This window comes from Pseudomonas sp. AC070 (assembly GCF_979258635.1).
This window is the reverse complement of sequence record NZ_OZ409871.1, coordinates 5,220,085-5,231,364: the sequence shown is the minus strand read 5'-3', so window position 1 is coordinate 5,231,364 and position 11,280 is coordinate 5,220,085. Positions and strand designations below refer to the sequence as shown.

Annotated in this window: 11 protein-coding genes; 1 reads left to right on the top strand and 10 read right to left on the bottom strand. The window is 59.6% G+C overall.

Annotated elements, in window-relative coordinates:
- Window positions 1-32 precede the first annotated feature (32 nt).
- The 5 genes from ACZZ0Q_RS23540 to ACZZ0Q_RS23520 form a co-directional block, all read right to left on the bottom strand.
- Entirely contained in the window at window positions 33-620 is a 588-nt protein-coding gene (locus ACZZ0Q_RS23540; RefSeq protein WP_463540560.1) for a DUF3237 domain-containing protein, read from the bottom strand.
- Between the two features lie 65 nt (window positions 621-685).
- The gene (locus tag ACZZ0Q_RS23535; protein ID WP_463540561.1) at window positions 686-2,551 is read right to left on the bottom strand and encodes a CocE/NonD family hydrolase; all 1,866 of its coding nucleotides are present in this window, start codon (window positions 2,549-2,551) and stop codon (window positions 686-688) included.
- A gap of 21 nt (window positions 2,552-2,572) precedes the next feature.
- Window positions 2,573-3,367, bottom strand: coding sequence for a TorF family putative porin (locus ACZZ0Q_RS23530; RefSeq protein WP_463540562.1), 795 nt, complete (start codon window positions 3,365-3,367; stop codon window positions 2,573-2,575).
- A gap of 268 nt (window positions 3,368-3,635) precedes the next feature.
- Window positions 3,636-4,739 (bottom strand): extracellular solute-binding protein, encoded by a 1,104-nt coding sequence (locus tag ACZZ0Q_RS23525; RefSeq protein WP_463540563.1) that lies wholly within the window; start codon window positions 4,737-4,739, stop codon window positions 3,636-3,638.
- 18 nt (window positions 4,740-4,757) lie between these two features.
- Window positions 4,758-5,990, bottom strand: coding sequence for a serine hydrolase domain-containing protein (locus tag ACZZ0Q_RS23520; protein WP_463540564.1), 1,233 nt, complete (start codon window positions 5,988-5,990; stop codon window positions 4,758-4,760).
- A gap of 230 nt (window positions 5,991-6,220) precedes the next feature.
- Between ACZZ0Q_RS23520 and ACZZ0Q_RS23515 the strand changes: the two genes are divergently transcribed.
- Window positions 6,221-6,724, top strand: coding sequence for a TetR/AcrR family transcriptional regulator (locus tag ACZZ0Q_RS23515; protein WP_463561049.1), 504 nt, complete (start codon window positions 6,221-6,223; stop codon window positions 6,722-6,724).
- A gap of 83 nt (window positions 6,725-6,807) precedes the next feature.
- On the opposite strand, the gene ACZZ0Q_RS23510 is transcribed toward ACZZ0Q_RS23515, so the two are convergent.
- From ACZZ0Q_RS23510 to ACZZ0Q_RS23490, 5 genes are all read right to left on the bottom strand, one after another.
- Window positions 6,808-8,142: a type II toxin-antitoxin system HipA family toxin gene (locus ACZZ0Q_RS23510; RefSeq protein WP_463560973.1), complete on the bottom strand. Its 1,335-nt coding sequence runs from the start codon at window positions 8,140-8,142 to the stop codon at window positions 6,808-6,810.
- Window positions 8,139-8,405, bottom strand: a complete 267-nt coding sequence (locus ACZZ0Q_RS23505; RefSeq protein ID WP_463540568.1) for a helix-turn-helix transcriptional regulator — start codon at window positions 8,403-8,405, stop codon at window positions 8,139-8,141. The genes ACZZ0Q_RS23510 and ACZZ0Q_RS23505 overlap by 4 nt, the downstream gene beginning before the upstream one ends.
- A 226-nt stretch (window positions 8,406-8,631) precedes the next feature.
- On the bottom strand, window positions 8,632-9,402 hold the full coding sequence (locus ACZZ0Q_RS23500) for a MetQ/NlpA family ABC transporter substrate-binding protein (RefSeq protein WP_463540569.1): 771 nt from the start codon (window positions 9,400-9,402) through the stop codon (window positions 8,632-8,634).
- Between the two features lie 94 nt (window positions 9,403-9,496).
- A complete protein-coding gene (locus tag ACZZ0Q_RS23495) occupies window positions 9,497-10,162 on the bottom strand; it encodes a methionine ABC transporter permease (RefSeq protein ID WP_463540570.1) in 666 nt (221 codons plus the stop codon).
- Complete coding sequence (locus ACZZ0Q_RS23490) at window positions 10,162-11,169, bottom strand: methionine ABC transporter ATP-binding protein (protein ID WP_463540571.1); 1,008 nt, start codon at window positions 11,167-11,169, stop codon at window positions 10,162-10,164. The genes ACZZ0Q_RS23495 and ACZZ0Q_RS23490 overlap by 1 nt, the downstream gene beginning before the upstream one ends.
- Window positions 11,170-11,280 lie beyond the last annotated feature (111 nt).

The window sequence follows — 11,280 nt, the reverse complement described above, 5'->3', positions numbered from 1 at the left end:
ACGCGGTCGAAACCGCGTTCTTTCCGTTGCGATTAAGCCCCGGCCATACGGTAAACGCTGATCAAGACCTCATGCTCGCTGACACCATCAATGGAGCCAACGAAAATGTAGTCGTTGAGCCAGGCGTGCTTGCCCGGTTGGGTTTTAAACGAGGGCACGGTGCGGCAGTAGAAGTCGGTTTCTTTCATGTCTTTGAATTCCAGGCCTTTGGCTTGTTTGGCCAGGCCAGATTCGTTCAGGCGCCAGATGCCGGCGTTGTCGATGATGATGATTTCGCCGTCATCGGTTTTCAGCCGGTATAGGGCGTTGATGCGGGTGACGCCGTCTTCGCGCATCACCGACATGTCGGCGCCGCCGGGCACCACGGTGCCTTTCATGGGTTTGCCGTCGATGTCTTTGCCCACAAAAGTACCGCCGGCAATGGGGTAGTTCACGCGGGTGCCGTCCGGGCCTTTACCCATTTCTTCGCGCGGGCCGAGCTGCACGTTGATTTGCAGCACCAGCTCGTTGGTCAGGCGATTGGCGACCTTCTCTTTGAGCTCTGCAGCGTGGCCGGCAGTAGCGGCAAGCAGCAGGGCCAGACCGGTGCAGGTGTGCAGGAATGTGCGGGACAATTTCATGGGTTACGCTCCTTCGATTTCAAAAATTAGAGCCATCGGACGCCATCGCCCGATAGCCTTTTGGTTCACTTCAGGGGATCAGGTCGGCATGGCTGTTTGAGCAGGGTGTCGCAGGCCGGCAGGGCGCTCGGAATGTCGACGCCGGTCAGCTCGCCCAGCACCAGCCGCGACGGATGCGCGTCGTCGTGCAGCACGCTGTTGCGGCTGGGGATGGAGAAGTAGTCAAAGCCATAACCACCGGTGCGCGACGGTGCGTCGATCCAGATCCGCAGCTGCGAGCCTTTGCGGAAGGGGTGGGAGAACGGCGGAATTTCCATCCGGCCCAACGTCGGCACATTCGGCAGCATCGGTTGCACCGAGTCCGGCGTGTCGAGCAGCCAGGGACGCAGCGGGGTGGAGCGCGCATCGTCGAGCTTACGCGCCGACATGCGCAGCCAACCGCGCTGCACATACACTTCCTGGCCGTCGGGGCGCACTTCGGTGACGGTCACTTGCAGGTCGGTATCTGGTGCCAGAAAGGTGGTAACCCACAGGTCTGCGCTCGCGGTGCCGTAGCTCAGAAAGTCACGCGTCAGCGGCGCGCTGGTGTACGCCAGGCTGCCTTCGCGCCAGATCGGGTGCTGCGGGCCCCAGGCGTTGTCTTTGAGGAAGGTGTTCACGTCTGGCCCGGGGATAGGATAGTTGTAGCCATCCGGCGCACCGCTGCCTTTGCCGTTTTCAATCAGCTGACCTTTTTCGCTGAGGGCGAAGGTCACCGGCTTGGGTTTGAGCGGGTAGCTGTCGCGTTCGATGGTCCAGGTTGGCCGTGCGGTTTCGTTGGGTTCATGGCGACCGCTGCGGTTGTCCGCCACGGTTTCCTGCCACATTTCCAGACGTGGCGTTTTCTCGAAACCGTTGCGCTCGCCTTTGACGAAATGGTCGAGGAAGGCGCCGAGCTTTTTGCGAAAACGCTCGGACTCGTACAGGTTGTGGCCGCCGCTGGCTTGCACCATCCACAGCTGTTTGGGGGCGAGCCGCTCTTGGTAGTAACCCTCACGCGCCAGCACGGCTTCGTCTTGCCAGGCCTGCATGGATAACACCGGCACCTTGATCTGCGCCGCGCGGTCACGGGGGCTGCTGCGTTGCTCAGTCCACTCATCACGCAGCGGGTGGCGGAGCAGGTTGTACATCAGCGAGGTGCTGACCACTTTGGCTTGGTTCTCGGCCACTTGCGCCAGGCAGCGCTGGTCATGTTCCGCTTCGGCGCTGGCTTTCACCGCTTGCCAGCGCTGGTCGACGAACCAGTGCCAGGTGGTGGTGAATTCCTGATTCGGCACGCCGCCAGGCGCCCAGCTGTCGCCTCGGGCATCGCCGAGCACCATGCCGGGGGCGATGGCTTTGAGGTGTTTGGGCTGCTCTTCGGCGGTCATCAGTTGCGACATGCCGGCCCACGACCAACCGAACATGCCGATGTTGCCGTCGGACCAACTTTGGCTCGCCGCGAATTCAATCGCGTCGCGGCCGTCGGTGCCGTATTGCGGGCCGAGAAAATCGAAGGTGCCTTGGGAGCAACCGGTGCCGCGAGCTTGCACGCCCATGACGGCGTAGCCCTTTTCCACCAGCTCTTTGTCCGTGGCGACGGAGAAGGTTTCGTTGTCGCCCAGGTACGCCGGGCCGCCGATGCTGCCGGAGTCATAGCCGCTGTAGCGCACCAGCACCGGGAATTTTCCTTCGGCTTTGGGCAGCAGCACGGAGTAGCGCAGCTCGGTGCCGTCGGCGGCTTTCAGGTAGCCGGTCACGCGTTTGCCCCAGAACGCCTCGAAGCTGCGATCGGACGGCGGCATGCCTTCATCTTCAGGCGCCTGGGCCATGGCCAGGCCGTGGGTGCCAAGCAGCAAGGCCAGGCTCAAGGCGCCGCAGCGCAGCGGGTGTTTTAGATAGGTCGAGTACATAAGCAAACTGTCCCGCTGTGATTAAAAGTTTTTGGAAACCGACGCCACGACCGTGGCCGAACACTCGCCGGCGCGGCCGAAGGCGGACATGCACTCAGCCTGCGAGAGGTCGGTGTCGATGTAGGTGGCTTTCCAGTCGAGGCCAAACATCTTCTTGCTGAGGGCCACGCTCCAGTCGTAGTAGGTGCTGCGATAGTCGCCGCTGCCGTCGCGGTAGGCCATTTCATCGTGGGTATCGCTGTAGCCGTAACGCACGTTCAGCAGGGTTTGGTAGGGCATCGGCTGTGTGTATTCCACCCAGGTGATGATCCGGTCGTTGTCGCGCTCGGGAATTTTGATGCCCAGCGGCGCCAGCTCTTTCGCCAAAGCCTCCAGAGCCGGTGGGTTTTGCAGGTCGTTGGTGTATTTAAAACCTGCGGTGGCGCCTTTGTAGCTGAAGGTGCCAACCCATTCGTGGAAGTTCACCCAGCTGTCTTTCGGGTAGTCGTAGGCGACGTATGCCAGCGAAAACCGTGTGTTCTCACTGAGCGGGCGGGCAATTCCGACGAAGTAGTCGAATTCACGGCGGGTGTCGGTACCGAAATCGACGTTACTGGTGAACACGCCGGCAAACACGCCGGATGGTTTGTGAACCAGATTGGCGACGGTTTGCAGCACCGGGTCGCCCTGGGTGAGCGAGAAGCCGCCTACGCGGTAGTCGCTCGCGGCGATGACGGTTAAATCCAGCATTACCTCGGGGGTCAGGTCGATGGCGTGGCTGGTGAGTGAAAAACTCAGAGCGGCGCTCGCAAGGCTCCACTTGATAAGGGTGTTCATGTGTTTCTGCTCCGTTTTGTTGTGATTGATGTGGCAGAAAAAACCGCTGGCTCTTGTTGTTTTGGGTGCAGCTTCGCGATGGTCATCGCTGCGCTTTGTGGGGCGCTTTTATGTTTTTTTGGGCAAAACGACCCCGCCGGCTCGAAAGGCTCGAGTCGAAATTTTTCTTATACGAAGGGGCGTCGCTCGGTGTTGCAGGTGAGGTTGCGGGTGTTGGGTGGTGGCGTTCTCCGTTGCAGGTTAAGAAGCGTGTCGGCGCAGCGCGAACTCAGGCATCTGAGCGAATCCTGTTCCACAGTCGGGTTAGCAAACGCTGCGCGGCCTTTTTCGGCGGCTCGATCTGGAACAACAAATGGCGGTCGGCTTCGGGTACGAACAGGTTTTTCTCGGTCAGCAGTTGCGGGTTAATCAGCGGCGTACTCGCCGGATTCGGGTTCGGGTAGCCGATCTGGTTGGTGACGCGGGCGATCACTTCTGGTTGCAGCAAGAAGTCTATAAACGCATGCGCCTGTTTGATGTTTTTCGCCGTGGCGGGAATGACCATGTCGTCCGACCATTGCAGCGTGCCCTGGCGCGGCAAGGCCATGCGAATGTCGATGCCGTTGTCTGCCGCCAGCGCCATGTTGCGCGCCGCCAGCATGCCGCCCGACCACCCCAGCGCCAGGCAGATATCGCCATTGGCGAGGTCTTGCGGGTATTTGGCGGAGTTGAAATAGCGCACGTAGGGACGGATGGATTTCATCAAGGCTTCGGCCTTGGCGTAATCCTCAGGCTTGTCGCTGCTGGGGTTCAGGCCCAGGTAGTACAGGGCGATGGGCACCACTTCGTCGGGGCTGTCGAGAATCGCCACACCGCACTGGCTGAGCTTGGCGATGTTTTCGGGTTTGAACAGCAGGTCGTAGTCGCGCATATCAACGTCTTTGCCGAGTACCGCCTCAACCTTGGCTTTGTTGTAGCCGAGCAGCGTGCTGCCCCACAGGTAAGGCACGGCGTAGCGGCTACCCGGGTCGAGCTGCTGACGCTGCGCCATGAAGGCGGGGTCCAGTTGATGGAAGTGGGGCAGTTGCTCGCGGTCCAGTGGCTGCAGCGCCTTGGCATTGATCAGGTTGGGCAACTGGCTGCTGCTGGGAAAGGCAACGTCGTAGCCGGCCGAGCCTGTGAGCAGCTTCGCCTCCAAGGTTTGCGGGCTGTCGAATACGTCGTACAGCACGCTGATGCCGGTCTGGTCTTTGAAGTCTTGCAGCACGTCTTTGGGCAAGTATTCGATCCAGTTGTAGATACGCAGCTCCCCGCCGATTTTCTCGGCGTTGGCGGCCACACTGGCGCCGCTGAGCAGCAGCCCGATCAAGCAATGTTTCAGCACGTGGTTCATGGCAATTCCTCGAAGCGACTACAGCGCGCGGGCCAGGGAACGGATGAGGCGCAGGGTGTCGACGTCCAGCACGCTTTCAGCTATGGGCAGGGACGATTGCTTAACGATGACCACCTGCTGGGCGAAGTCGACATACAAAATTTGCCCGTGAATACCCACCGCCAGCAACGCCTCCTGGGGGTACACATACCACTGGCTTTTGTAGGTGGCGCCGGGACTCCACAGAGCGAAGTTTTCATTGGCGGCGTAAATCGCCGGGTCGCCTCCTTGCAGAACGGAGTCGATAGCGGCCGCCGGAATGAGTTGCCGTCCCTGCGCCTCGCCCTTGGCCAGCAGCAGCGCACCGAAGCGTGCCATGTCCCGTAACGTGGCATTGAAGCCGGCGCCGGCGACGTTGCGGCCCCACGGGTCGGCGACAAAATAGCCATCGCGCTCGCAGCCAAGCCCTTGCCAGACATCGCGCAGGTGCTCAGCGCAGCTGCGACCGCTGGCTCGTTCCATTACCCAGGCCAGGGCTTCGGTGGTGGCGGTTACGTAATGGAAGAAGCCGCCGTGCTCACCGTTCTTGCGCGTTGCCGGCAGGTATTCGTAAAGCGACTGGCTGGCGTTGAGGCCCGGCGGCGGCACGGTTAGCCCGCAGGCGTAGCCGAACTGCGAGCTGCCGGAGAGCGGGTCGTCATAGACCTCGTCGTAATCGATGGCCACGGCCATATCCAGCAACTGGCGTACCGTGGCGTCACCAAAGGCGCTGCCGGCGAGTTCAGGCACGTAGTGGCTGGCCAGGGCGCTGTCGCGCAGTTGCCCCGCGCCGACCATGGCTTCGGCCAACACGCCGATCAGCGACTTGGTCACCGAAAACATGATGTGGCGTTTGTGCGGCTCATGGCCGTTGAAGTAGCGCTCGTGCACCACAGCGCCAGTTTTCATCACCAACCAACCGTCGGTGCAACTGGCTTCCAGATGTTCTTGCAGCGTGACCGGTCGGCCGGCGGCGCTTTCGAAGCGGAAGCCATCGATGGCCTGCGCAGCAACCGGCAACGGCGAGCAGGGCGCTGCACCGCGTTCAACGGTGATGCTCGGGCGAATGCGCCCCAGGTTGTGAAACGCCCAACGGTTGTGCGGCGGGCTCATGAAGTTGTGCCACGTCACGCGGTGCTCTGCCGCAGGCGGAAAGCCTTGCATCAAGGGCGCAGCGGGCGGCGCTCCGTCTTCATAAGCACCCAATAAGGCCTGGGTGAAATCGCTATTCATGGGGCATGTCTCGTCGTTGGCGATGACATGTTTTATTCATATAAATTTTTATAGTCAACTAAAAATATTGACCGCAATCTAAATTTGCCTAAAATCAGCCACTTATCAAAGCGTGCTCAGGGGACCTTGGCGTGACGGGATTACGGCAGCGACAGAAAGAACAGCGCAGGGAAGCGATAGTCGCGGCGGCGTTGGCGCTCTTCGAGACACAGGGCTTTGCTGCCACGACGGTGGAACAGATAGCGGTACAAGCCGGCGTCTCGACGCCCACAGTGTTTAATTACTTCGGCAGCAAACAGGAAATTCTTCTGGCCCTGGTCGAGCACGCCGACAAGCAAGCCATCATCGACGCTCGCTCACAGATCCCCGACTTCGATAACGCCGTGGACGCCATGTGCCACCTCGAATCGCTAATCGTGCGGCACGAACTGAAAGTATTGCCACCGGCCATTTGGCGCGAGCTGCTGCCATTGGGGCTGCTCAACGAACCTGCCGGCCAATTCACCGACATGAACGCCGGGCTGATCGTCGAAATCGCCAACCTGCTGCGCGAACTGCAAGGTAAAAGCATGCTCAGCGCCAGCGTCGACGTCGACTTCGTCGCCTACTTCCTCAACGACTACAGCTCCATGCTGTTCATGCGCCTGGTGCAAGCCGATGTGCCCGACTTCGACGCCCACGCGCAGCGCATCCGGCAAATGACGCAGACGTTGTTTGATGGGTTGAAGCCTTGAAGGGTTGGGCGATTATCCTGGCGAGCTTTCGGAGCCTTTTGTCGCCTACCCTGAAAGCATGCCGACAAGTGCGGCGCTGATAACTAGGTTTTTCGACCCAGCAGTTCAGAGCGACCGATAACGTCCCGGCTTCGCTCGGGTTGTTGAGGTTCAGGCAAACCGGCTTGGGTTATCGCTGCCTGGAGCCCGCGAAAGTGCGGTGCCGTTTTTGCGCTGCGCAAGGTCTCCATTCCTGCATTCCATGCATGCACCATATGAGTGGCAACGTCTCGCCAAGCCGGCTCGTTTCTCGCCGCTTCGATGACGTGCTGGCCGACTTCTACCGCCGACTCGCAAAGCTGCTCGACCATCGCTGCGTACTGGCGGGGCGCGATGCCAAGAACACCGTTGAAAAAACGCTCTAACGATTTCCCCGGCGCCCAGGTTTGTCTCCCTCCAATCGACAATCCCGGGGGATTGCCAGCGAACCGGGGATAGGCCTGAGTCGTGACCAAATCGTACACAGGGGAAAACCCCACGTCCGTTCTCGAGGTGTAAAACAGCGCGATGTTCTTCGAATGGCAGTCGGCGTTGCGCACCACGTAATTGGTCAAAAGATGCCAGCCCAAATGTTCACGCTGAGCGCGCAGAAATTCGGGCCGAATGTAGGCCCGTGTGGCATTCCATACCTTTTCTACGGTCGGCGCGTACTTTTCATGGGGCGGCAAACCGAGCAACCCGCATGCGTCCTCTAGCCCGTGTCGTGATACACCGTCGGCATCTACATCGAAGCGATCCACCACCAGAACCTGCCCATCCTCAGACATCTGGCACTTAGCAACCGGTACGACATTCAGCCGCGCCAACACCTGCATGGTGTAGAACTCGTTGAAGCCTAGAAAAGGCGTCTTTTCGTCTGAACCCTTGATGATGTGGAAGCCGGTACGCAGGGTTGGCTTGCCCAAGGACATATCGTTGGGCAAACGATCTTCTGCGATGAATTTAGGCACCACTCCCGAAACCGCAACGCGCGCATAACGGCGCACTAAATCGGCGAAATGCTCGGCGGTGTTTTCAGCTTTTAGCAGGTGGCTGATTTCCAAAGGCTCAAATTCCACTCCTGGCGGAAAACCCTGCGGCGTGACAGATACGCGGCCAATGCCGGCACCGCCAACCAAGCCCAGCAGTGATAGATCGGTGCCGTCGAATAACGAACCAAACTCTTCACGGATGACGCCGAGCAAATAGCCTTCAGGCAAGTTCTGCCGGAAGAACGGGAACAAATCACGGGGCCAACGCCAGGGTTCTTCGCGCACGGGCATCGTTAAGCTGACGAAGTCTTCCTGTGCTGTGTCGGGGCGGTATTTCAGGACGTATTCGTCTCGCTCACGAAACAGCGTGGCTACGGTCGTAGCACCGACATGGACGTCTAGAATCACTGCTCAAGCCCTCCTGAACGCTGCTCGGCCAATATGTCTTCCAGGGTTCGTTGATGACCGGCTTTGATGACTTTCAGCTCATACCCTGCGGCCTCCAATAAACGAACCAAGACTGAAACGCTCATGTCGCCTTTAGCCAATGTCTCCATGCGAGCCACCGTTGAGCGCGCCACGCCCGCACGAGCGGCCAGAGCTTCCTGGCTCAGCCCCGCCTCGCTTCGAGCCTCTTTTAGTAGATTGGCTACCTCGTGCAACGTAGTCATTTTGTAGCCCCTGGGCCTCAAAAAACGGTGGTTTCGCCAAAATGGTAGCCCGAGGGCTACAAAACTACAAATTGCTCTGCTGGGTTTCTGTAGCCCTGGGGCTACAGAAAACAGCAAAATAGCGTTTTTCGTAGCCCCAGGGCTACAACCAAGAATCTCTTTCCCACAAAAAAGCCCGCTCATCACGAGCGGGCTTCTTCATTTCTCAACACTCAACTGCGGAGCATCAGAACGCCGGAACGATGGCGCCTTTGTATTTCTCTTCGATGAATTTCTTCACTTCCGGAGTACGCAGGGCTTTGGCCAGTTTCTGGATGCCGTCGGAGTCTTTGTTGTCTTCACGGGCGACCAGGTTGTTGACGTAAGGCGAGTCGCTGCCTTCGATAACCAGCGCGTCCTTTTTCGGGTCGAGCTTGGCTTCCAGGGCGTAGTTGGTGTTGATCAGGGCCAGGTCAACTTGGCTCAGTACGCGCGGCAGGGTGGCTGCTTCCAGTTCGCGGAATTTCAGGCCTTTCGGGTTTTCGCTGATGTCTTTGCTGGTGGCCAGAATGTTCTTGGTGTCTTTGAGCTTGATCAGGCCAGCTTTGTCGAGCAGCAGCAGGGCACGGCCGCCGTTGGTGGCGTCGTTGGGGATGACCACGGTGGCGCCTTGTGGCAGCTCGTCGAGCGATTTGTATTTGCTCGAGTAAGCGCCGAAGGGTTCGACGTGAACGCCCACCACGCTGACCAGCTTGGTACCGCGGCTTTTGTTGAATTCGTTCAGGTACGGTTGGTGCTGGAAGAAGTTGGCATCCAGACGTTTCTCCGCAACCTGTACGTTCGGTTGTACATAGTCAGTGAAGACCTTTACTTGCAGGTCTACGCCTTCTTTGGCCAGGGCTGGCTTCACGAATTCGAGAATTTCTGCGTGGGGCACGGCGGTAGCGGCGACGGTCAGGGTTTCGGCGTGGGCGGAAAACGCCGCGACGGTGGCCAGGGCAGCGAGCAGTTTTTTCATCTCTGGGTTCCTTGTGGATGCAGTGTTGGCGGCTAGTGGCCGCACTCGTTTAGTGACGGTTTGTTCGAACGAATTGCAGTTATTTTTCGCGGCGCTATTTGCGGGAAAAGTGCACCACCAGCTTGTCGCCGACGGTTTGCAGCACTTGCACCAACACCAGCAGCAAAATGACGGTAACCACCATCACATCCGGCTGGTAACGCTGATAGCCGTAACGTACGGCCAGGTCGCCCAAACCACCGCCGCCAATCAGGCCGGACATAGCGGTGTAGGAGACCAAGGTAATCGCGGTCACGGTAATGGCCGCCACAATGCCCGGCAGCGCTTCTGGCAGCAGGGCGTTGACGACAATTTGCCGAGTCGTCGCGCCCATGGCCTGGGTGGCTTCGATAATGCCGCGGTCGACTTCACGCAGCGCGGTTTCCACCAGGCGCGCGAAGAATGGGGTAGCGCCGACCACCAGAGGCGGAATCGCCCCGGCCACGCCTAACGAGGTGCCGGTAATCAGCACGGTCAGCGGAATCATGACGATCAGCAGAATGACGAAGGGCACCGAGCGCAGCACGTTGACCACCAGCGACAGCAGGGCATAGAAGCCTTTCTGTTCGAACATTTGCCGAGGGCTGGTGAGAAACAGCAGCACGCCAAGCGGCAGGCCGAGAACTACGGTAAACAGCAGCGAACCGCCGAGCATGCTCAGGGTGTCCAAGCTCGCTTGCCAGATTTCCGCCCAGTCGACGTTGGGGAGTAGGGCGTCCATTAGCGCAGCACCTCCAGATGCACGTCACTGCTGCCGAAGCGCGCTAAGGCAGCCTCGATATCGCCGCCCGTCAGGGCGAGAGTGAGCTGACCGTAAGGGGTGTCTTTGATGTGGTCGATACGGCCGGCAAGAATGCTGTAATCGACGCCGGTTTCCCGCGCGACTACGCCCAGCAGCGGCGCGTAGGTTGCCTCGCCCTGGAATGTCAGCCGCACGATACGGCCACTCACATGGGCGAAGTCGTCGCGCTGCTCGTCTTCGTCGATCTGCTCGGCTTCCATTACGAACCGTTTGGTAGTCGGGTGCTTGGGGTGCAGGAACACGTCCGTCACCGGCCCGTGTTCGACGATAACGCCGGCATCCATGACCGCAACGCGGTCGCAGACGCGGCGGATCACGTCCATTTCGTGGGTGATGAGCACAATGGTCAGCTTCAGTTCGCGGTTGATCTGCGCCAGCAAGTCCAGCACCGAGGCAGTGGTTTGCGGGTCGAGGGCGCTGGTGGCTTCGTCGCAAAGCAGAATTTTCGGCTGTGTCGCCAGGGCGCGGGCAATGCCGACGCGTTGCTTCTGACCGCCCGACAGCTGCGCCGGAAACTTCTTGGCGTGGTCGGTCAGGCCAACCCGCTCAAGCAATTGGTTAACACGCTGCTCGATGGCACTGGAAGACAGCTCGCCTGCCAGCTTCAGCGGCAGGGCAATGTTGTCGGCCACGGTTTTCGAGGACAGCAGGTTGAAGTGCTGAAAGATCATGCCGACCTGCTGACGGAAGCGGCGCAGGCCATTGGCGTCGAGGCCGGTGACGTCTTCGCCGTCTACCTCGATTCGCCCGCCCGAAGGCTCTTCCAAGCGGTTGATCAAACGCAGCAGGGTACTTTTGCCGGCGCCGGAATGGCCGATGATGCCAAACACTTCGCCACTGGCGATGCGCAGGTCGGTGGGCTGCAAGGCGGCGATGTCGCGGCCGTTGACGCGATACGCCTTGTGGACGTGATGAAAGTCGATCACTCGTTAAACCTTTTGGGTTTGGCGGTCTGCCGGATAGGCATAAGTGGCGCTAGTCTACCCGGCGCTCTATAGACCGCAAAAATCTTTGTAATCCTATGGTTATAGCTTTCA

What these genes read in the sequence shown, in the direction of transcription:
- ACZZ0Q_RS23495 (WP_463540570.1), bottom strand. Translation starts at nt 10,162, where the DNA reads ATGGACGCCCTACTCCCCAACGTCGACTGGGCGGAAATCTGGCAAGCG.
- ACZZ0Q_RS23500 (WP_463540569.1), bottom strand. Translation starts at nt 9,402, where the DNA reads ATGAAAAAACTGCTCGCTGCCCTGGCCACCGTCGCGGCGTTTTCCGCC.
- ACZZ0Q_RS23520 (WP_463540564.1), bottom strand. Translation starts at nt 5,990, where the DNA reads ATGAATAGCGATTTCACCCAGGCCTTATTGGGTGCTTATGAAGACGGA.
- ACZZ0Q_RS23540 (WP_463540560.1), bottom strand. Translation starts at nt 620, where the DNA reads ATGAAATTGTCCCGCACATTCCTGCACACCTGCACCGGTCTGGCCCTG.
- ACZZ0Q_RS23505 (WP_463540568.1), bottom strand. Translation starts at nt 8,405, where the DNA reads ATGACTACGTTGCACGAGGTAGCCAATCTACTAAAAGAGGCTCGAAGC.
- ACZZ0Q_RS23525 (WP_463540563.1), bottom strand. Translation starts at nt 4,739, where the DNA reads ATGAACCACGTGCTGAAACATTGCTTGATCGGGCTGCTGCTCAGCGGC.
- ACZZ0Q_RS23530 (WP_463540562.1), bottom strand. Translation starts at nt 3,367, where the DNA reads ATGAACACCCTTATCAAGTGGAGCCTTGCGAGCGCCGCTCTGAGTTTT.
- ACZZ0Q_RS23535 (WP_463540561.1), bottom strand. Translation starts at nt 2,551, where the DNA reads ATGTACTCGACCTATCTAAAACACCCGCTGCGCTGCGGCGCCTTGAGC.